This window comes from Pseudoalteromonas translucida KMM 520 (assembly GCF_001465295.1).
Classification (GTDB): domain Bacteria; phylum Pseudomonadota; class Gammaproteobacteria; order Enterobacterales; family Alteromonadaceae; genus Pseudoalteromonas; species Pseudoalteromonas translucida.
Genome location: NZ_CP011034.1, coordinates 3360004 through 3382095, shown reverse-complemented (window position 1 = coordinate 3382095; position 22092 = coordinate 3360004). Strand labels below are relative to the sequence as shown.

The following is a 22092-nucleotide window of genomic DNA, read 5'->3' as shown; positions in this document are numbered from 1 at the left end:
TACCTAGTGTTACAGCAACAATTAACTACATTGTTAGCGCAAACTGATATTGCGCTAACCGAAAAACAACAGCAACAGCTGGTTCGTTACGTTGAGTTATTAACTAAGTGGAACAAAGCTTATAATTTAACCTCAGTACGCTTACCTGAAGAAATGATGGTTAAGCACATAATGGACAGCTTAGTTGTTGCACCTCATTTACCCGGTCATCATTATATTGATGTAGGAACTGGCCCTGGCTTACCTGGTATTGTATTAGCGATTGCATTACCTAACACCCATTTTGTGTTACTTGATAGTTTAGGTAAACGTGTACGTTTTTTAATGCATGTTAAACATGAGCTAGGACTTGATAACGTCACTCCAGTGCAGTCAAGAGTTGAAGAATATCAGCCAAGTGTTAAATTAGATGGTGTACTCAGTCGCGCATTTGCTTCATTGCAAGATATGGTTGACTGGTGTGGACACTTAATTGATCATTCAGGAAAATTTATTGCCCTTAAAGGTGTGTTTCCTAGCGAAGAGCTAGAGTCATTACCAACTGGCGTTAAGTTTGAGCAAAAAATTGCATTAGAAGTACCTAATTTAGATGCACAACGACATTTAATTATTCTTTCTAAAGACTAGGGATCAGAGACACAGTGGCAAAAGTCATCGCATTAGCAAATCAAAAAGGTGGTGTAGGTAAAACTACAACCGCTGTTAACCTCGCTGCATCTATGGCTGCAACAAAACGAAAAGTGTTGTTAATTGATCTCGATCCGCAAGGTAATGCCACTATGGGGAGTGGCGTAGATAAGTATGGCGACGTGCCAACTATTTACGATTTGCTGATAGAAAACAAGCCAATTGAAGAGGTTATAATTAAAGAAACCTCTGGTGAATATCATATGATTGCTGCAAACGGTGATGTAACCGCTGCAGAAGTAAAATTAATGGAATTATTTGCCCGTGAAGTGCGTTTGCGTAATGCGCTGGAAAAAATTAAAGATCAATATGAATTCATTTTTATTGACTGCCCCCCTTCTTTAAATATGTTAACCGTAAATGCCATGGCTGCAGCCGACTCTATTTTAGTCCCTATGCAATGTGAATATTATGCGTTAGAAGGTTTAACCGCATTAATGGACACCATTACGCAACTTGCCAAGTTAGTTAATCCTAAGCTACAAATTGAAGGCATACTTCGTACTATGTACGATCCGCGTAATCGATTAGCTAATGATGTATCAGAACAATTAAAACAACATTTTGGCGATAAAGTTTACCGCACAGTGATCCCGCGTAATGTTCGCTTAGCCGAAGCACCAAGTTTTGGTGCACCAGCGATGTATTATGACCGGGCATCAAGTGGTGCTAAAGCATATTTAGCACTGGCTGGTGAAATGTTACGCAGAAAAGAAAAAACAACGCCAGTTGTCGCCTAACTTTGAGGTAAAAAAATAATATGTCTGCTAAAAAAAGAGGTTTAGGCCGAGGACTCGATGCGCTGTTAAGTTCATCAAAACCTGCACCAACAAGTAGCAATGAGCAAAATTCGTCAAATACAACTGACATTATGCACAATGTAACGCAATCTCAACAAAGCGAATTACAAAAATTACCGATCGAATTTTTACACTCGGGTAAATATCAACCGCGTAAAGATATGTCGGAAGAAGCATTAGAAGAGTTAGCCAGTTCAATTCGCGCGCAAGGCATTATTCAGCCAATTGTAGTACGCCCTATTGCACACAATAGCTATGAAATTATTGCCGGTGAACGTCGTTGGCGTGCAGCGCAAATAGCTAAGCTTGATACCGTACCTTGTATTATTAAAGATGTACCCGATGAAGCTGCGGTTGCTATTGCTTTAATAGAAAATATTCAGCGTGAAGATTTAAATGCCATGGAAGAAGCGGTTGCTTTAAACCGTTTACTAAATGAGTTTGAATTAACGCATCAACAAGTAGCCGATGCCGTTGGTAAATCTCGTACTACAGTGACTAATTTATTGCGTCTAAATAATTTAAATAATGACGTAAAAACATTGTTAGAACACGGCGATATTGAAATGGGCCACGCTCGTTGTTTATTAGCGCTTGAGGGAGATACGCAATCTGATGCGGCGCGTTTAGCTGTGGCTAAAGCACTTACAGTGCGAGAAACCGAAAAGCTTGTACGTTCAATTTTAGAGCCTGTAGCCGCTAAAGAAGCAACAGAAAAAGATCCAGATGTTAAACAGTTAGAGCAACAACTCGCTGAAAACATAGGTGCCAAAGTTGAAATAAACTATAACAAAAAAGGCAAAGGTAAGTTGGTTATTTCTTACACTAACCTTGATGAATTAGATGGCATTTTAAACCGTATCAACCAAGACTATTCCCAGCATTAATAAATAACATGTCTAAAATGAGACAATTGTCGTTATTTTACACCACAATACAGCTACTCAAGTTGCAAAACTGGCAGGATTAAGTATAATTTCGCCAGTTTTCATACCCTGACAATTAGAACGCCATTAAGGTTAACTAAACGTGACGAATAAGTTAGCAAGGCCGTATAGGCTTGCCGCATTGAAATTAATTCTTCTGCAGGGAGTAGTAGCGTTAGTTACTACAGTAATTATTTTTTTAGGTTGGGGAATAAACGCCGGGCTATCAGCATTTGCTGGAGGCACTGTAGCAGTACTCCCCCACTTAGTATTTGCCCTCTACGCATTCAGATATATGGGTGCGAGTAAAGCAAATCAAGCGTATGCCTCGTTAAAACGCGGCAACGGACTAAAATTTATGCTAACAATCATATTGTTCGCGCTAATACTAAAGCTTTACCCGGTAGTGTTACTGCCTTTTTTTAGTGCTTATGTGTTGGTGTTGTTTACTGGATTGTTTGCACCCGTTTTTTTTAAACATTAACTTTGGGATATAACATGGCTGCAGAAGAAGTTACTCTATCTAGCCATATTCAGCACCACTTGACCAATGCGAAGATGTGTTCGACCGATGCCGGTTTAGCCTTCAATAAAGCATGTGCGGATAGTGGATTCTGGACATGGCATGTGGATACCCTCGCATGGTCTATCGGATTAGGTCTAATATTTTTATGGATCTTCCGTAGTGCCGCAAAAAAATCAACACTTGGTGTACCAGGGAAATTTCAGTGTTTTATTGAAATTATCGTTGAGTTCGTTGGCGACAACGTACGCGATACCTTCCACGGTAAAAGCAAGCTTATTGCACCATTAGCCCTAACGATATTCGTTTGGGTGTTCTTAATGAACTTAATGGACTTAATCCCGGTTGACTTTTTACCCTCATTTGCAGGTTTCGTTGGTGAAACGGCATTCGGTATGGACTCACACGACGTGTACATGAAAATTGTACCGACTACCGATATTAATATGACCTCTGCACTTGCGCTAGGCGTATTTATTTTAATGGTTGGTTTTGCAATAAAAATCAAAGGCATTGGCGGCTTTATTAAAGAACTAACGCTTCACCCGTTTAGCTCTAATAACGTGTTTGTGCAAATTTTATTGATTCCTTTCAACTTGTTACTTGAGCTTATCGCATTGGTTTCTAAGCCATTTTCGTTAGCACTACGTTTATTTGGTAACTTGTATGCAGGTGAATTGATTTTCATCTTGATTGGCGCAATTGGTTTTATGCAGTTACCACTGCACTTTGTATGGGCAGTATTCCATATCTTAGTTATTACACTGCAAGCATTCTTATTTATGATGCTGACCATTGTTTACCTAAGCATGGCAAGTTCAGATAATCACTAATTTATAATCTTTACCTTTAATATTTAACTTTAATTACAATTGAAACTTTGGAGAAAAAAATGGAACTAGTATTAGGTCTTAAGTACATCGCAGTAGCTTTACTAATTGGCTTCGGTGCAATCGGTACAGCAGTTGGTTTTGGTAACATGGGCGGTAAATTCCTTGAAGCATGTGCGCGTCAACCTGAGCTTGCACCTTCGCTACAAGTTAAAATGTTTATCCTTGCTGGTCTAATCGATGCTGTAGCAATGATTGGTGTTGGTATCGCTATGGTATTGTTGTTCGTACTTTAATTTTATTTTTTGAACAGCTTACTATTTAAGGAGGAGCGGTTGTGAATTTAAACGCCACTCTTATCGGTGAATTGATTGCGTTTACGGTGTTCGTACTTTTTTGTATGAAGTTCGTATGGCCACCACTAAACGGTGCAATTGAAGCTCGCCAGAAAAAAATCGAAGATGGTTTAGCTGCCTCTGATAGAGCCGAAAAAGACTTAGAACTAGCGCAAAAGAAAGCTGCAGAACAGCTTAAAGATGCCAAAGTTCAAGCGGCTGATATCATAGACCAAGCTAAAAAGCGTGCTGTGCTAATTGTTGACGAAGAGACAGTTCGTGGTCAACAAGAGCGTGAAAAAATCATTGCTCAAGGGCACTCTGAAATTGAATCAGAGCGTAACCGTGTGACAGAAGAGCTACGTAAGCAAGTAGCAACTCTGGCAGTGGTTGGCGCACAGAGAATTTTAGAGCGTGAAATTAATCAAGCTGCACATAGTGACATCGTTGAAAAACTTGTCGCTGAGCTGTAACTAGGAGGGTATGAGCATGTCTGAATTGACTACTATCGCTCGCCCATACGCTAAAGCGGCTTTTGAACTTGCCGTTGAAAAAGGCACTATTGAAAGTTGGAACGAGATGTTATTTTTTGCTGGCCACGTTGCTAGCGATGAAAAAGCATCTGCGCTTCTAGCGGGTATGCCTACTGCTACTACACAAGCTGAATTATTTATTCAAATTTGTGCTGAGCAGCTCAACGAACAAGGTCAGAACCTAGTTAAGGTGATGGCTGAAAATGGACGTTTGATCGCACTACCAGCAGTTGCACAGTTATTTGCTAAATTTAAAGCAGAATACGATAAAGAAATCGACGTTGATGTGATTTCGGCAACCCCTCTTGTTGCAGCGCAACAAGAGTCATTGGTAGCGGCACTTGAAAAACGTTTCGCACGCAAAGTTAAGCTGAATTGTAGTGAAGACGCAGCAGTAGTTGGAGGCCTTATTATTAAGGCGGGTGACACTGTAATCGACGGCTCTATTCGCGGTAAATTAAACCGCTTAGCCACAACACTACAATCGTAATTGGGAAAAAGAGCATGCAACTTAATTCCACTGAAATTTCAGATCTGATCAAACAACGTATTGAGCAGTTCGAAGTTGTAAGTGAAGCTCGTAACGAAGGTACTATTGTATCTGTTACAGACGGTATCATCCGCATCCACGGTCTAGCTGACTGTATGCAAGGTGAGATGATTGAGCTTCCAGGCAACCGTTATGCTATCGCACTAAACCTTGAGCGCGACTCAATTGGTGCAGTAGTAATGGGTCCGTACGCGGATCTTACTGAAGGCGTAAAAGTATATACAACTGGTCGTATTTTAGAAGTGCCTGTTGGTCCAGGTCTACTTGGTCGTGTTGTTAACACACTAGGTGCTCCGATCGATGGTAAAGGCGCGCTAGATAATGACGGGTTTGAACCTGTAGAAAAAATTGCACCAGGTGTAATCGAGCGTAAATCTGTAGATGAGCCAGTGCAAACTGGTTATAAATCTATCGATGCGATGATTCCAGTTGGTCGTGGTCAACGTGAACTTATCATCGGTGATCGCCAAACAGGTAAAACTGCACTAGCAATCGATGCAATCATCAATCAAAAAGGCACAGGCGTTAAGTGTGTGTACGTTGCGATTGGTCAAAAAGCATCTACTATTGCTAACGTAGTTCGCAAATTAGAAGAGCACGGTGCATTAGCAAATACTATCGTAGTTGTTGCATCTGCTTCTGAATCAGCGGCACTTCAGTACTTAGCACCGTTCGCGGGCTGTACTATGGGTGAATACTTCCGTGACCGCGGTGAAAACGCTTTAATCGTATATGATGATTTGTCTAAGCAAGCAGTTGCTTATCGTCAAATTTCATTACTACTTAAGCGCCCGCCAGGTCGTGAAGCATACCCAGGTGACGTATTCTATCTTCACTCTCGTCTTTTAGAACGTGCTTCGCGTGTAAACGCTGAATACGTTGAAAAGTTCACTAATGGTGAAGTGAAAGGTACAACTGGTTCATTGACGGCATTGCCAATCATTGAAACTCAAGGCGGCGACGTTTCTGCGTTCGTACCGACTAACGTTATCTCTATCACCGATGGTCAAATCTTCTTAGAAACTGACCTATTCAACTCAGGTATCCGTCCAGCAGTAAACGCTGGTATTTCGGTATCGCGTGTTGGTGGTGCTGCACAAACTAAAATCGTTAAGAAACTAGGTGGCGGTATTCGTCTAGCCCTAGCTCAGTACCGTGAATTAGCTGCGTTCTCGCAGTTCGCGTCTGACCTTGATGATGCAACTCGTGCTCAACTTGAGCATGGTGAGCGTGTAACAGAGCTAATGAAGCAGAAACAGTACGCGCCAATGTCTGTTGCTGAAATGTCTTTGTCGTTATTTGCTGCTGAAAAAGGCTACCTTCAAGATATCGAGATCGCTAAGATCATGGATTTTGAAGCGGCTTTACTTTCGTATGCAAATAGCACATACGCAGAGCTTGTGGCTCAAATCAATGAAACTGGTAACTACAACGCCGAGATCGAAGCGCAACTTAAAGAACTTCTAACGAAGTTCAAGTCTACGCAAACTTGGTAATATAGTTATTAATGGTGCGCTTTAGGAAACTAAAGCACACCTTGATTCGGAGAGAGAGTCATGGCCAGCGGAAAAGAGATTAAAAGCAAGATCGGTAGTATTAAAAATACTCAAAAGATCACTAGCGCAATGGAAATGGTTGCTGCGTCTAAAATGAAAAGGGCGCAAGAACGCGTTGCTACAAGCCGTCCATACGCTGCAAAATTACGCACAGTGATTGGTCGTGTTGCTCAAGCAAATCTTGATTTTACCCACCCTTTTTTAGAAGAGCGTGAAGTAAAACGAGTTGGTTATATTGTTATCTCTACAGACCGTGGTCTGTGTGGCGGTTTAAACTCAAATGAGTTTAAAAAAGTTGCACTAGATATTAAAGCATGGAAAGAAAAAGGTGTAAGCGCAGAGTTTGCAACTTTAGGCAGTAAAGCTGCTGGTTTCTTCCAACGCTTTGGTGGTCAAGTCCTTGCTAAAAAAGCAGGCTTAGGAGATAAACCTTCAATTCAGGATATAATTGGTCCTGTAAAAGTAATGCTTGATGCATTCTCTGAAGGTAAAATTGACCGTTTATTCTTGGTATACAACAAGTTTGTAAATACCATGAAGCAAGAGCCAACAGTAGATCAGTTACTCCCTTTGCCAAAAGCTGAAGAAGAAGTATCTGCCCACACATGGGATTACTTGTATGAGCCAAACCCAGACGCTATTTTAGAAGCGTTGTTAGTACGGTTTGTTGAGTCTCAAGTATACCAAGGTGTAGTTGAAAATGCTGCATCTGAGCAGGCTGCCCGCATGGTTGCAATGAAAGCTGCAACAGATAATGCCGGCGACCTTATGGATGAGTTACAGCTTATTTATAACAAAGCTCGCCAAGCAGCAATCACACAAGAAATTAGTGAGATTTGTTCTGGTTCAGCAGCAGTTTAATGCTTCAGGCAAAGATTAACGAGAGGAATAGACATGAGTTTAGGTAAGGTCGTCCAAATTATCGGTGCCGTTGTGGATATTGAATTTCCACAAAACAACGTGCCAGCCGTATATGACGCGCTAAGAGTAACAGATGGCGATTTAACTGGGTTGACTCTAGAAGTTCAACAACAGTTAGGTGGCGGTGTGGTACGTACTATCGCTATGGGTACTACAGACGGTTTACGTCGTGGTGCTTCGGTAATGAATACAGGTGAGTCGATTCAAGTTCCAGTTGGTAAAGCAACACTTGGTCGTATCATGAACGTACTTGGTGAGCCAATCGATGAAGCTGGCCCAATCGGCGAAGAAGACCGTATGTCTATTCACCGTGCAGCGCCTACTTACGAAGAGCAATCAAGTTCAGTTGAGCTTTTAGAAACGGGTATCAAGGTTATCGACCTTGTATGTCCATTCGCTAAAGGTGGTAAAGTTGGTTTATTCGGTGGTGCCGGTGTTGGTAAAACCGTAAACATGATGGAACTTATCCGTAACATCGCAATCGAGCACAGCGGCTACTCAGTATTCGCCGGTGTTGGTGAGCGTACACGTGAAGGTAACGATTTCTACCATGAGATGAACGATTCAAACGTACTTGATAAAGTATCGCTTGTATACGGTCAGATGAACGAGCCTCCAGGTAACCGTTTACGCGTAGCGTTAACAGGTCTTACTATGGCTGAAAAGTTCCGTGATGAAGGTCGCGATGTACTTTTCTTCGTAGATAACATCTACCGTTACACACTTGCTGGTACAGAAGTATCTGCACTTCTTGGTCGTATGCCATCAGCGGTAGGTTACCAGCCTACACTTGCTGAAGAAATGGGTGTATTACAAGAGCGTATCGCTTCTACTAAGACAGGTTCAATCACTTCAATCCAAGCGGTATACGTACCTGCGGATGATTTAACGGATCCATCTCCAGCAACTACCTTTGCTCACTTAGACGCAACAGTAGTACTTTCGCGTGATATCGCGTCACTTGGTATCTACCCAGCGGTAGACCCACTTGATTCATCTTCACGTCAACTTGACCCACAAGTAATTGGTCAAGAGCACTACGATACAGCACGTGGCGTTCAAACAGTTCTTCAGCGTTATAAAGAACTTAAAGACATCATTGCAATCCTAGGTATGGACGAGCTTTCTGACGAAGATAAGCAACTTGTATCTCGTGCACGTAAAATCCAACGTTTCCTATCTCAGCCATTCTTCGTGGCAGAGGTGTTTACAGGCGCGTCTGGTAAATACGTATCACTAAAAGATACAATTTCTGGCTTTAAAGGCATCTTAAACGGTGAATTTGATGATATGCCAGAGCAAGCGTTCTACATGGTTGGCTCTATCGAAGAAGCTCAAGAAAAAGCCAAAAGCATGTAACTTAGGAGGGGAGTATGGCAGCTATGACTGTACATCTTGATGTAGTAAGCGCAGAGCAGAGTTTGTTCTCTGGCCGTGTTGAATCGATTCAAGTTACTGGTAGTGAAGGTGAGTTAGGCGTTAATGCTGGTCACGCTCCACTACTTACTGCCCTTAAACCTGGTATGGTACGTTTAGTTAAGCAATTTGGTGAAGAAGAGTTCATCTACATTGCTGGCGGTACATTAGAAGTGCAACCTAATCTAGTGACTGTTCTTGCTGATACAGCTGTTCGTGGTGAAGACCTTGACGAGCAAGCTGCAGAAGCCGCTAAGCGTGACGCTGAAGCTCAAATGGCGAAAGGTGCATCTGCTGAACTTGATTATAATCAAGCCGCAGTGCAACTAGCTGAAGCAATTGCTCAGCTACGCATTATTCAGCAATTACGTAAAAAGTAAGCCTATCTGGTTTTTAAAAGCCCACATAACGTGGGCTTTTTTGTGCCTGTAATATAAATCAGCAATGCTATAAAAATTATAAATTTACTTTTTGTGCTCACTATTTATCCCTTGTTACTTATATCCATCACTAATCCCCGTTACAATAACGCCATTGAAGTGTCTGAGTGTTTCAGCCAAGATTCAGTAGTCAGTAATTAAGCTACTGAGTATTTGCACATGATGTGATTTACATAATCTACTGTGCACCAGTACGCGCTTATTTAGCTAAAACAACGAAAAAAGGAAATTGTTTTAATGTCTCTAACAACGGTTATTCTTGCAGCGGGTAAAGGTACTCGCATGCGCTCAGCGCTACCTAAAGTTCTTCATAAAGTGGCTGGCAAACCTATGGTGCAGCACGTTATTGATAACGCAAAAGCACTAGGTGCAACTACCACTAACTTAGTTTACGGTCACGGTGGCGAATTATTACAACAACAACTGGCCAACAACAACGTAAATTGGGTACTCCAAGCTGAGCAGTTAGGTACGGGTCATGCAGTAGCGCAAGCCAACTCACATGTTAATGACGATGATACAGTGCTGATTTTATACGGTGACGTGCCTTTAACTAAGCAATCAACACTTGAACGTTTATTAGCTGCGACACCTAAACATGGTTTAGCGGTATTAACCGTAAATTTAGCTGATCCAAATGGTTACGGACGTATGCTGCGTGTTGATGGCAAGTTAGTGGGTATTGTTGAGCAAAAAGATGCCAGCCCAGAGCAATTACTTATTAGCGAAGTAAATACCGGTATTATGGCCGTTAATGGTCGATTGCTAAAAAGCTGGTTAGGCAACTTATCTAACAATAATGCGCAAGGCGAATATTACCTAACCGACATAGTGGCAATGGCACATAGCGAAGGTGTTGAAATTACATCAGCTCAGCCAGATCACCCAATGGAAGTAGAGGGCGCTAATAACCGCGTACAACTAGCTGGCCTTGAACGTGCGTACCAAGCATGGCAAGCACAAGAATTAATGCTTAATGGTGCAACACTTGCCGATCCTGCCCGTATAGATGTTCGCGGAACAGTTACCACCGGTGAAGATGTACTAATAGATATAAACGTGATTTTTGAAGGCAAAGTGACTATAGGTCATAACGTTGAAATTGGACCAAACTGTGTGCTTAAAAACTGCAGCATTGGCGATAACGTTATAATCAAAGCTAATACACTTATAGAAGATGCAACAGTTGCAGCTAAATGTACGCTTGGTCCCTATGCCCGCCTTCGCCCAGGTGCCATTATGGAAGAAGACTCACATGTTGGTAACTTCGTCGAAATGAAAAAAACCCGTTTAGGTAAAGGCTCTAAAGCTAATCACTTAAGTTATCTAGGTGATGCGGAAATTGGCGAAAAGGTTAATATTGGCGCGGGTACTATTACCTGTAACTATGATGGCGTTAATAAAGCAAAAACCATTATTGGCAACAATGCCTTTATTGGTTCTAACTCATCGCTTGTTGCACCCGTAAATATTGGTGCAATGGCAACAATTGGTGCAGGCTCTGTTATTACGAATACAGTCGCAGATGAGCAACTAGCTATTGCTCGAGGCAAGCAGCGTAATTTAGATGGCTGGAAACGCCCAGTTAAAAAATAACGACTTATATTTAGTTAAAAAGTATAAGTAGATAGAAGCGAGTTATTAACTCGCTTTTTTATTGTCTGAATAATATGAGCTCCCTACTCTACATCAGATATTTAACTGAGTATTTTGCTAAACCTTGAGAGGCATAAAGTTTTATTTAAAGTTACCCAGTAAAGCACTACAACTAAGCCGCATTTAATTATTTAAACATAACATTTAAACTAAATAACCTACCTTCTACCTAGCGTAACTATAACTTCCCTATTACTGCCATTTATTTGGTGCTTTTTTAAGCTTAAACTTCATTGCAAGCCTTTGTTTGTATGCCTTTTATACAATATTAATTTAATTGTCATAAAGCGGAAATAAAGTGTTGACCCTCACTCGTTTATCCCTATAATGCGACCCCACTGAGAAGGGAAACGCCGAAGCATAGCAAGGCACGAACTACTTAGAGAGTTAAATAAAACTTCGGTTTTAAATCTTCCAAAAAGAAAGTTTAAAACAAAGTGTTGACTCGAAAAATAAAGGATGTATTATACGCATCCCTTGAGGAGCTAAAGCGACTCAAAACGTTCTTTAACAATATAAAGCAATCATCTGTGTGGGCACTCGTACAGATTGAGTTCTAACAGCCAAACTGCTTACTCTTTATGGGTAATTAGCGAGGCAAACAAATTAGAGTCTCAATTGAAAACTGAGTGACCAACAGAAGTAACTTATTTATAAGTTGCTTCGGCACAGTCAATTCAATATCGAAAGATATTAAAATAAATTCAGAATTCATTGAGCTGTCGAAAGACATAAAACTTTTTAATTGAAGAGTTTGATCATGGCTCAGATTGAACGCTGGCGGCAGGCCTAACACATGCAAGTCGAGCGGTAACAGAGAGAAGCTTGCTTCTTTGCTGACGAGCGGCGGACGGGTGAGTAATGCTTGGGAACATGCCTTGAGGTGGGGGACAACAGTTGGAAACGACTGCTAATACCGCATAATGTCTACGGACCAAAGGGGGCTTCGGCTCTCGCCTTTAGATTGGCCCAAGTGGGATTAGCTAGTTGGTGAGGTAATGGCTCACCAAGGCGACGATCCCTAGCTGGTTTGAGAGGATGATCAGCCACACTGGGACTGAGACACGGCCCAGACTCCTACGGGAGGCAGCAGTGGGGAATATTGCACAATGGGCGCAAGCCTGATGCAGCCATGCCGCGTGTGTGAAGAAGGCCTTCGGGTTGTAAAGCACTTTCAGTCAGGAGGAAAGCGTGGTGGTTAATACCCATCATGTGTGACGTTACTGACAGAAGAAGCACCGGCTAACTCCGTGCCAGCAGCCGCGGTAATACGGAGGGTGCGAGCGTTAATCGGAATTACTGGGCGTAAAGCGTACGCAGGCGGTTTGTTAAGCGAGATGTGAAAGCCCCGGGCTCAACCTGGGAACTGCATTTCGAACTGGCAAACTAGAGTGTGATAGAGGGTGGTAGAATTTCAGGTGTAGCGGTGAAATGCGTAGAGATCTGAAGGAATACCGATGGCGAAGGCAGCCACCTGGGTCAACACTGACGCTCATGTACGAAAGCGTGGGGAGCAAACGGGATTAGATACCCCGGTAGTCCACGCCGTAAACGATGTCTACTAGAAGCTCGGAGCCTCGGTTCTGTTTTTCAAAGCTAACGCATTAAGTAGACCGCCTGGGGAGTACGGCCGCAAGGTTAAAACTCAAATGAATTGACGGGGGCCCGCACAAGCGGTGGAGCATGTGGTTTAATTCGATGCAACGCGAAGAACCTTACCTACACTTGACATACAGAGAACTTACCAGAGATGGTTTGGTGCCTTCGGGAACTCTGATACAGGTGCTGCATGGCTGTCGTCAGCTCGTGTTGTGAGATGTTGGGTTAAGTCCCGCAACGAGCGCAACCCCTATCCTTAGTTGCTAGCAGGTAATGCTGAGAACTCTAAGGAGACTGCCGGTGATAAACCGGAGGAAGGTGGGGACGACGTCAAGTCATCATGGCCCTTACGTGTAGGGCTACACACGTGCTACAATGGCGCATACAGAGTGCTGCGAACCTGCGAAGGTAAGCGAATCACTTAAAGTGCGTCGTAGTCCGGATTGGAGTCTGCAACTCGACTCCATGAAGTCGGAATCGCTAGTAATCGCGTATCAGAATGACGCGGTGAATACGTTCCCGGGCCTTGTACACACCGCCCGTCACACCATGGGAGTGGGTTGCTCCAGAAGTAGATAGTCTAACCCTCGGGAGGACGTTTACCACGGAGTGATTCATGACTGGGGTGAAGTCGTAACAAGGTAGCCCTAGGGGAACCTGGGGCTGGATCACCTCCTTATACGATTTAGAACTTATTTGTTCGTAGTGTCCACACAGATGATTGTTAATTAGTGCTTGTTCTTCGGAATAACTAATTAATATGCTCTTTAAAAATTTGGAAAAGCTGATAATAAAATTCTGATAGATACATTGTATTTATCAAGAGTTTTCAAAAGTAAAAAAAGAATGGTAGCAGTACCATTCAGTGCCATTTAGTTAACTCTTATGAGTTGATTGATTGGTATCTACTTTAGTATTCAATATTGACTTCTGGCGAAGTTAAACTGTCACACAACAAAGACCCGTTTGGGTTGTATGGTTAAGTGACTAAGCGTACACGGTGGATGCCTTGGCAGTTGGAGGCGATGAAGGACGTATTAACTTGCGATAAGCCTAGTCAAGCTAGTAAAAAGCACTTGAGACTAGGATTTCCGAATGGGGAAACCCACCTGCTTGCAGGTATCGTTAACTGAATACATAGGTTAACGAAGCGAACGCGGAGAACTGAAACATCTAAGTACCCGTAGGAAAAGAAATCAACCGAGATTCCGAAAGTAGCGGCGAGCGAAATCGGAACAGCCCTTAAGCTTATTATGTGTTAATGGAAGGCTGCTGGAAAGCGCCACGATACAGGGTGATAGTCCCGTACATGAAAAGACATTTTAAGTGAAATCGAGTAGGTCGGAGCACGTGAAACTTTGACTGAATATAGGTGGACCATCATCTAAGGCTAAATACTCCCAACTGACCGATAGTGAACCAGTACCGTGAGGGAAAGGCGAAAAGAACCCCTGTGAGGGGAGTGAAATAGAACCTGAAACCGTGTACGTACAAGCAGTAGGAGCCCACGTGTTGGGTGACTGCGTACCTTTTGTATAATGGGTCAGCGACTTATATTTTGTAGCGAGGTTAACCGATTAGGGTAGCCGTAGGGAAACCGAGTCTTAACTGGGCGAATAGTTGCAAGGTATAGACCCGAAACCCGGTGATCTAGCCATGAGCAGGTTGAAGGTTGAGTAACATCAACTGGAGGACCGAACCCACTAACGTTGAAAAGTTAGGGGATGACTTGTGGTTAGGAGTGAAAGGCTAATCAAACCGGGAGATAGCTGGTTCTCCCCGAAATCTATTTAGGTAGAGCCTCGGACGAATACTTACGGGGGTAGAGCACTGTTAAGGCTAGGGGGTCATCCCGACTTACCAACCCTTTGCAAACTCCGAATACCGTAAAGTAATATCCGGGAGACACACGGCGGGTGCTAACGTCCGTCGTGAAGAGGGAAACAACCCAGACCGCCAGCTAAGGTCCCAAAGTCATAGTTAAGTGGGAAACGATGTGGAAAGGCCCAGACAGCCAGGAGGTTGGCTTAGAAGCAGCCATCCTTTAAAGAAAGCGTAATAGCTCACTGGTCGAGTCGGTCTGCGCGGAAGATGTAACGGGGCTAAACTATGCACCGAAGCTGCGGATTCATCTTAGGATGAGTGGTAGGGGAGCGTTCTGTAAGCCGTTGAAGGTGTACCGGGAGGTATGCTGGAGGTATCAGAAGTGCGAATGCTGACATGAGTAACGATAATGGGAGTGAAAAACTCCCACGCCGGAAGACCAAGGGTTCCTATCCCATGTTAATCAGGGTAGGGTAAGTCGACCCCTAAGGCGAGGCCGAAAGGCGTAGTCGATGGGAAACAGATTAATATTTCTGTACTCGATATAATTGCGATGGGGGGACGGAGCAGGCTAAGCAAGCATGGCGTTGGTAGTCCATGTGAAAGTGAGTAGGGCGTTTGTTTAGGTAAATCCGGACGAACATTAAACCTGAGACACGAGACGAGTCACTAAGGTGATGAAGTTGCTGATGCCATACTTCCAGGAAAAGCCTCTAAGCTTCAGATTATATGGAATCGTACCCCAAACCGACACAGGTGGTCAGGTAGAGAATACTAAGGCGCTTGAGAGAACTCGGGTGAAGGAACTAGGCAAAATCGTACCGTAACTTCGGGAGAAGGTACGCTCCTATCTGTGATGAGACTTGCTCTCTAAGCGGACGGGAGCCGCAGTGACCAGGTGGCTGGGACTGTTTATTAAAAACACAGCACTGTGCAAAATCGCAAGATGACGTATACGGTGTGACACCTGCCCGGTGCCGGAAGGTTAATTGATGGGGTTATCCTTAGGGAGAAGCTCTTGATCGAAGCCCCGGTAAACGGCGGCCGTAACTATAACGGTCCTAAGGTAGCGAAATTCCTTGTCGGGTAAGTTCCGACCTGCACGAATGGTGTAACCATGGCCACGCTGTCTCCACCCGAGACTCAGTGAAATTGAAATCGCAGTGAAGATGCTGTGTACCCGCGGCTAGACGGAAAGACCCCGTGAACCTTTACTACAGCTTGGCACTGAACATTGAACCTACATGTGTAGGATAGGTGGGAGACTTTGAAGATGAGACGCTAGTTTTGTTGGAGTCAACCTTGAAATACCACCCTTGTAGTTTTGATGTTCTAACGTTGGCCCCTGAATCGGGGTTACGGACAGTGCCTGGTGGGTAGTTTGACTGGGGCGGTCTCCTCCTAAAGAGTAACGGAGGAGCACGAAGGTTGGCTAAGTACGGTCGGACATCGTACGGTTAGTGTAATGGTAGAAGCCAGCTTAACTGCGAGACAGACACGTCGAGCAGGTACGAAAGTAGGTCATAGTGATCCGGTGGTTCTGAATGGAAGGGCCATCGCTCAACGGATAAAAGGTACTCCGGGGATAACAGGCTGATACCGCCCAAGAGTTCATATCGACGGCGGTGTTTGGCACCTCGATGTCGGCTCATCACATCCTGGGGCTGAAGTCGGTCCCAAGGGTATGGCTGTTCGCCATTTAAAGTGGTACGCGAGCTGGGTTTAGAACGTCGTGAGACAGTTCGGTCCCTATCTGCCGTGGGCGTTTGAGAATTGAGAGGGGTTGCTCCTAGTACGAGAGGACCGGAGTGAACGAACCGCTGGTGTTCGGGTTGTCATGCCAATGGCATTGCCCGGTAGCTACGTTCGGAACTGATAAGCGCTGAAAGCATCTAAGCGCGAAGCAGGCCTCGAGATGATTTCTCACTAGAGCTATAAGCTCTCTGAAGGGCCGTTGGAGACTACAACGTTGATAGGCAAGATGTGGAAGTGCTGTGAGGCATTAAGCTAACTTGTACTAATTACCCGTGAGGCTTAACCATACAACGCCAAACGCGTTTTATGCGACAGTTCAAGCAAGAAGTTAATATTGCTAAAGTAGATATTACTGAAGAACGACTTAAAAAATATTATCAGATATTTTCCAAATTCAGTTAATTTGTAGTGATACGAATTAACGCCCTAATTTGCTTGGTAACAATAGCGTTTTGGACCCACCTGACCCCATGCCGAACTCAGTAGTGAAACGAAACAGCGCCGATGATAGTGTAGCATTTGCTATGTGAAAGTAGGACATTGCCAGGCTCCAAATTGTAGAAAGCCCGAATCTAACGATTCGGGCTTTTTTACGTCTGGGATTTAATAAATAGCCAAAAGCCCATGCGAACTCAGTAGTGGCTGCTCCTGCACATCCTGTGCTCTACGGCATTTGTATTCCTCTATATCAAACAAAACAGCTCGAAGGCGAGCCCCGACCGATGATAGTGTAGCATTTGCTATGTGACTTTCTACCGCTGTGGGCACTACGACATTACCAAACTCCAAATTGTAGAAAGCCCGACTAGAAATAGTCGGGCTTTTTTACGTCTGCAGAAAAGTGAAATTCGTATGATTAATGTACACTCATCTAACACCTAACACCTAACACGTAGGTCGGGCGAGCGCAGTGACTCCCGACGCTCAAATTATAAAAATATCACCACTGGCCAATGAGTGTGTCGGTTTTTTTACGTCTTCAGCAAAGTAAAATTCAAATCATTAATAAGTAAAACTCAAAGATAAAAAAATACTATGCTGATAAACTCAAAGTACATTTATTTTAGACTTGTATGAGCATGACAGCATTTTCTAGCCGAGTTTATTTACTGCGTCACGGTGAGCTTACGACTAAAGATGTTTTAGCGGGGCATACTGATTTTATATTGAGTGAAAAAGGGGTTGAGCAGTTAAATATCGCCTGTGGCAGCTTAGCAAATATTGATTTAGTTACCTCGTCGCCTTTAAAGCGCTGTAGTGAGTTTGCTCGGCAATTTTGTGATTTTAATAAAATACCACTGAATATAACCGACGATATTAAAGAGTTTAACTTTGGTGATTGGGATGGCCAAAGCTATGATGAACTGTGGCAGCATACGAATACACCGACAATTGGTGACTTTTGGCAAAGCCCTTGGCTCGTAACGCCACCTAACGGTGAAAGCATGGCTCATTTTTATCAGCGCATAACAACATGGTGGCAGCAATTATTTGCTAATACTATTTGCCAAGGTACTCGCTCACAACTTGTAATTACGCATGCAGGAGTAATAAAGCAATTACTCGCTATTATTTGTCAGATGCCAAAACAGTTAAATTATCAAAATATATTTACTGTGGGTTATGGCAAGGTTATTTGTATCGATATATTTTTTGATGAAAATGGCCAAGCTTGGCCTAAAATTATCTTTTAAAAACGCCCAATCCTCTTTTATCAACAACGATATCAGTTGTGGGATTTAGCCGTTATCTTTTTACTTTTTTTTAAAACGTGAGCTGTTACACAATGTTTAAAATAGCCCCTTTGAATAATCAATTTGATCACCTTATCCACAATAAAATAAATAATAAAACTAAACCCATAGGGGCATTAGGTCAGCTTGAACTGATTGCATTACAGTTAGTAAAAATACTATCTCAAACGATAGAGAGTGACGTTGAATTTACTGCATTTAAAGCTGAGATTTGTAACCCTACTTTAGTTGTTTTTGCCGGAGATCATGGGATTGCAGCGCAAGGAGTATCAATTGCACCAAGTGAAGTAACAGCACAAATGGTCGCTAACTTTGTCGCTGGCGGCGCTGCTATAAATATATTTTGTCAGCAACTTGGCTGGCAACTTGAGGTTGTTGATTGCGGCATATTAGAAAAAAGCCCTGCCAGTAAGGTACATGATTGCCGACTTGGTAATATAACCGCCCCGCTTAACTTACACATGGCCATGAGCACTGCGCAAGTAGAGCAAGGGTTTAGTAATGCTAAGTCACTTGTTTTACAGCTTAAACAACAAGGCTGTAATACATTGGCTATGGGGGAGATGGGAATTGGCAATACCACGAGTGCAGCAGCTATTATGGCAGCAATATTAAACTTACCAGCGACTCAATGTGTGGGTAAAGGCACTGGCGTGAGCGAAGAATTAATTGCGCGTAAAGTCAATGTTGTTGAGCAAGCATTACAACTGCATAAAGCACAATTAGCTGATCCAATATCGCTGCTTGCTGCAGTGGGCGGCTTTGAAATTGTGCATATTACCGGTGCAATGCTAGCGGCGGCAGAGCAAGGTATGGCCATTATTGTTGATGGCTTTATTTGTAGTGCTGCGGCTATGGTTGCGATAAAAATTAATCCTATAGTAAAAGAGTATTTAATTTTTGCTCATTGTTCTAATGAGCAAGGCCATCAACAAATGTTAAGCAAGCTTGAAGTTAAGCCATTGCTTCAATTAGATTTACGTTTAGGCGAAGGCACTGGCGCAGCATTGAGCTTACCTTTGCTACAAGCCGCTCTTGGCTTTTATAACCACATGGCAAGCTTTGCAGATGCCGGTGTTGAGCAGGTTGTATAATATGAGTGACAGCTCACTTTTAGATACCCCAAATAATAAATTACAAACCAAGGTCACGCAGTGGCAGTTAGTATTATTAGCGATTAGCTTTTTAACCCGCATTCCGGTTGCTTTGCGTTTTAATGTTACTAACACCCACCTTAATCAAGCCAGTCGCTATTTTGCATTAGTAGGTTTGTTACTTGGTGGGTTATTGGCACTTAGTTACTGTGTTTTTCAGCTGTTGTTACCGCCGTCTTTAAGTGTGTTATTAATGATGGCCTTTGGCTTGCTATTAACTGGCGCGTTTCATGAAGATGGCTGGGCTGATGTATGGGATGGCTTTGGCGGCGGTTGGCAGGTAGAGCAAAAGCTAACTATCATGAAAGACAGCCGTTTGGGTACTTATGGAGCTGCGGCATTATTTATAATATTACTGATTAAGTTTCAGAGCCTGGTTTTACTTAGTACTTCGCTCACAGCCATTATAACTGCGATATTGCTGGGTCAGTGTTTAAGTCGGGTAATAGCAAGCAGTTTAATTGTAAGTATGGATTACGTGAGTGAGGATGCCACCTCAAAAGTTAAGCCTATCGCTATGCATTTGTCGTTTAACAGCTTAGCTATTTTAACGCTCACTGCAGTAATTTTATTACTGAGTTTAATTTGTTTAAATATTATTGTATGGCAAACAGCGGTGATTATTATTGCCGTGTTGCTCATTTTACGCAGTGTATTAGTACGCTGGTTTAAGCGCCAACTAGGTGGTTATACTGGAGATTGTTTAGGCGCGGCGCAGCAGTTATCTGAGGTGGTTATTTATTTAACCTTAGTGGGCTTATTATGAGCAACAGCCATGTACTAGTTTTAGGTGGAGCCCGCAGTGGTAAAAGTCGTTTTGCTGAACAGTTAGCAATGAAGAGTAATAAATCAGTGATTTATCTGGCCACTGCACAGCCTAATGACGATGAAATGCAAGCACGTATAACGCGCCATCAAAAAGACCGCCCAGCAAACTGGCAATTAGTTGAAGAGCCCATAGCGCTTGCCAAACTACTTAAAGCCCATAGTAAAGCTGATAACTGCATATTGGTAGATTGTTTAACGCTATGGCTTACAAACTGTTTATGCCATAGCGACAAGCATTGCTGGCAAACGCAAAAAGCTGAGTTATTAGCTCAACTTAAGAGCTTACCTGGGCAAGTTATTTTTGTAAGTAACGAAGTGGGGCACGGTATAGTTCCGCTTGGTGAATTAAGTCGTACATTTGTAGACGAATCTGGCTGGTTACATCAAGCATTAGCTGCGCAGGTTTCCCAAGTTGAGTTTATTATGGCGGGTTTAGCGCTTACATTAAAAAATAAACAATAAACCCTTCCCTTAGAAATACACTGCTTAGTTATATATTGTACGACCTACAGAGTAGGCTTTGTAGGTTGTGTTTAACGCACTACTGCTTCAAATATCTTTAACTTTAACAGCAGGATTTCCAATCACCACGGTGTTGGCTGCCACATTTTTTGTTACTATCGAGCCCGCTCCAATAACGGCATTATCGCCAATAGTTATTCCAGCTAAAATAATTACGCCTGCACCAACCCATACATTATTACCTATACTAATTGGCTGGCTAAAGTTTTCTTTACTTAATCTTTGCTGCGGATCTAGCGCGTGAGATACAGCTAGCAATTGTACATTAGGGCCTATTAAACAGTCGTTCCCAATACTTATGGCCGACTCAGGTAGCGGAGAATCTAAAATGGTGCAGTTAATATTTATAAAGGTACGATCACCAATAATAAGTGTACTACCATAATCGCAGTGAAACCCTGCTTCAATAATTACCTCTTCACCACAATCAAAAAATAAGCTTTTAATACGCTTTAAATTGCCCTTACTGGGGCTTTTATTAAATAAACGGCAGGTATCGCCGGCGAGCTTACGCTGAGTTAAATATTCTTTACTGATACTATTAAATAATTGCATATACTTTACTTTATTCGGCTATTACCCCTAGCTTACCGTATTTTAAGTTTTATTATAATTTGATTAAATTGCTTTATTTTTGCTCGTTCACTTGCCATTTAACTAGTTTCGTTTAAAATTGCGCATCTTTCGAAACGAAACTTAATTGTATATCACTTATGACCAAACGAAACACCCAGCAACGACGTCACAATATATTGGCTCAGGTTAATGAGCTTGGTGAAGTGGTCGTGGAAAAATTAGCTGAGCAGTTTCAAACCTCAGAAGTGACCATTCGAAAAGATTTAACTGCGCTTGAAAAGAGTGGCTTATTACTGCGCCGTTATGGCGGTGCTATTGCATTACCAAAAGAAATCGTTAGTGACGAAATAGATTCAAAACGTAAAGTGGCAATAGCCAAAGCGGCAGCCGCACTGATCAAAGATCATAACCGTATTATTATTGATAGCGGGCGAACTACAGCAGCAATGATCCCAGAGCTTGCAAGTAAACAAGGCTTAGTTGTAATGACGAATGCTATTAAAGTTGCTAATCGCTTGCTAGCGCTCGAAAACGAGCCAACATTATTGATGACCGGTGGGACATGGGATCCGCATTCAGAATCATTTCAGGGGCAAGTGGCTGAAAGCGTACTATGCTCTTACGACTTTGATCAGCTATTTATTGGTGCCGACGGCATAGACGTAAAGCGCGGTACTACTACCTTTAACGAACTAGTTGGCTTAAGCCAAGTAATGGCAAAAGCAGCACGTGAAGTTATAGTGATGGTTGAATCAGATAAAGTTGGCCGAAAAATCCCGAATTTAGAATTACCGTGGCAAATAGTAACCACCTTAATAACCGACAATGGCTTAGCAGACGATAAACGCAAAGCAATTGAGGAATGTGGTGTAAAACTAATTTGTGCAGAGATTATGGAATAGCCCGT

At 42.8% G+C, this 22092-nt stretch carries 19 protein-coding genes and 3 rRNA genes; 21 read left to right on the top strand and 1 reads right to left on the bottom strand.

Annotated elements, in window-relative coordinates; translation table 11 throughout:
- Positions 1–6 precede the first annotated feature (6 nt).
- From rsmG to cobU, 20 genes are all read left to right on the top strand, one after another.
- Positions 7–627 (top strand): 16S rRNA (guanine(527)-N(7))-methyltransferase RsmG, encoded by a 621-nt coding sequence (rsmG, locus tag PTRA_RS15610; RefSeq protein WP_058374461.1) that lies wholly within the window; start codon positions 7–9, stop codon positions 625–627.
- A gap of 14 nt (positions 628–641) precedes the next feature.
- Positions 642–1427 carry a ParA family protein gene (locus PTRA_RS15605; RefSeq protein ID WP_058374460.1) on the top strand — a complete coding sequence of 262 codons (786 nt, stop codon included), beginning with the start codon at positions 642–644 and terminating at the stop codon, positions 1425–1427.
- A gap of 20 nt (positions 1428–1447) precedes the next feature.
- The gene (locus tag PTRA_RS15600; protein WP_058374459.1) at positions 1448–2374 is read left to right on the top strand and encodes a ParB/RepB/Spo0J family partition protein; all 927 of its coding nucleotides are present in this window, start codon (positions 1448–1450) and stop codon (positions 2372–2374) included.
- A 142-nt stretch (positions 2375–2516) separates the two neighbouring features.
- Positions 2517–2897, top strand: coding sequence for an ATP synthase subunit I (locus tag PTRA_RS15595; RefSeq protein ID WP_011329633.1), 381 nt, complete (start codon positions 2517–2519; stop codon positions 2895–2897).
- 14 nt (positions 2898–2911) lie between these two features.
- Positions 2912–3769 carry a F0F1 ATP synthase subunit A gene (gene atpB / locus PTRA_RS15590; RefSeq protein ID WP_011329632.1) on the top strand — a complete coding sequence of 286 codons (858 nt, stop codon included), beginning with the start codon at positions 2912–2914 and terminating at the stop codon, positions 3767–3769.
- A gap of 59 nt (positions 3770–3828) precedes the next feature.
- A complete protein-coding gene (gene atpE / locus PTRA_RS15585; RefSeq protein ID WP_011329631.1) occupies positions 3829–4062 on the top strand; it encodes a F0F1 ATP synthase subunit C in 234 nt (77 codons plus the stop codon).
- A gap of 41 nt (positions 4063–4103) precedes the next feature.
- On the top strand, positions 4104–4574 hold the full coding sequence (gene atpF, locus PTRA_RS15580) for a F0F1 ATP synthase subunit B (RefSeq protein ID WP_011329630.1): 471 nt from the start codon (positions 4104–4106) through the stop codon (positions 4572–4574).
- Between the two features lie 16 nt (positions 4575–4590).
- A complete protein-coding gene (atpH, locus tag PTRA_RS15575) occupies positions 4591–5124 on the top strand; it encodes a F0F1 ATP synthase subunit delta (protein ID WP_058374458.1) in 534 nt (177 codons plus the stop codon).
- Positions 5125–5138: 14 nt separating this feature from the next.
- On the top strand, positions 5139–6680 hold the full coding sequence (gene atpA / locus PTRA_RS15570; protein ID WP_058374457.1) for a F0F1 ATP synthase subunit alpha: 1542 nt from the start codon (positions 5139–5141) through the stop codon (positions 6678–6680).
- 60 nt (positions 6681–6740) lie between these two features.
- Positions 6741–7601 (top strand): F0F1 ATP synthase subunit gamma, encoded by an 861-nt coding sequence (gene atpG / locus PTRA_RS15565; protein WP_011329627.1) that lies wholly within the window; start codon positions 6741–6743, stop codon positions 7599–7601.
- Between the two features lie 33 nt (positions 7602–7634).
- Entirely contained in the window at positions 7635–9020 is a 1386-nt protein-coding gene (atpD, locus tag PTRA_RS15560) for a F0F1 ATP synthase subunit beta (RefSeq protein ID WP_011329626.1), read from the top strand.
- 14 nt (positions 9021–9034) lie between these two features.
- On the top strand, positions 9035–9457 hold the full coding sequence (locus PTRA_RS15555; RefSeq protein WP_011329625.1) for a F0F1 ATP synthase subunit epsilon: 423 nt from the start codon (positions 9035–9037) through the stop codon (positions 9455–9457).
- A 297-nt stretch (positions 9458–9754) separates the two neighbouring features.
- Complete coding sequence (glmU, locus tag PTRA_RS15550) at positions 9755–11113, top strand: bifunctional UDP-N-acetylglucosamine diphosphorylase/glucosamine-1-phosphate N-acetyltransferase GlmU (RefSeq protein WP_058374456.1); 1359 nt, start codon at positions 9755–9757, stop codon at positions 11111–11113.
- A gap of 802 nt (positions 11114–11915) precedes the next feature.
- Positions 11916–13451: ribosomal RNA gene (locus tag PTRA_RS15545) — 16S ribosomal RNA — on the top strand.
- A 298-nt stretch (positions 13452–13749) separates the two neighbouring features.
- Positions 13750–16638, top strand: a 23S ribosomal RNA gene (locus tag PTRA_RS15540).
- Positions 16639–16785: 147 nt separating this feature from the next.
- A 5S ribosomal RNA gene (gene rrf / locus PTRA_RS15535) occupies positions 16786–16900 on the top strand.
- The 16S, 23S and 5S rRNA genes sit together here, the layout of an rRNA operon.
- A gap of 524 nt (positions 16901–17424) precedes the next feature.
- Positions 17425–18045: a histidine phosphatase family protein gene (locus tag PTRA_RS15530; protein ID WP_237113464.1), complete on the top strand. Its 621-nt coding sequence runs from the start codon at positions 17425–17427 to the stop codon at positions 18043–18045.
- A gap of 92 nt (positions 18046–18137) precedes the next feature.
- Positions 18138–19199 carry a nicotinate-nucleotide--dimethylbenzimidazole phosphoribosyltransferase gene (gene cobT / locus PTRA_RS15525; protein ID WP_058374454.1) on the top strand — a complete coding sequence of 354 codons (1062 nt, stop codon included), beginning with the start codon at positions 18138–18140 and terminating at the stop codon, positions 19197–19199.
- A gap of 1 nt (position 19200) precedes the next feature.
- Entirely contained in the window at positions 19201–20025 is an 825-nt protein-coding gene (locus PTRA_RS15520; RefSeq protein ID WP_058374453.1) for an adenosylcobinamide-GDP ribazoletransferase, read from the top strand.
- Positions 20022–20549: a bifunctional adenosylcobinamide kinase/adenosylcobinamide-phosphate guanylyltransferase gene (gene cobU, locus PTRA_RS15515; protein ID WP_058374452.1), complete on the top strand. Its 528-nt coding sequence runs from the start codon at positions 20022–20024 to the stop codon at positions 20547–20549. Before PTRA_RS15520 ends, cobU begins: the two co-directional genes overlap by 4 nt.
- Before the next feature lie 87 nt (positions 20550–20636).
- Here cobU and PTRA_RS15510 read toward each other — a convergent pair whose 3' ends face one another.
- Entirely contained in the window at positions 20637–21164 is a 528-nt protein-coding gene (locus tag PTRA_RS15510; protein WP_058374451.1) for a sugar O-acetyltransferase, read from the bottom strand.
- A gap of 158 nt (positions 21165–21322) precedes the next feature.
- Here PTRA_RS15510 and PTRA_RS15505 point away from each other — a divergent pair, with 158 nt between their 5' ends.
- Positions 21323–22087, top strand: coding sequence for a DeoR/GlpR family DNA-binding transcription regulator (locus PTRA_RS15505; protein WP_058374450.1), 765 nt, complete (start codon positions 21323–21325; stop codon positions 22085–22087).
- Positions 22088–22092 lie beyond the last annotated feature (5 nt).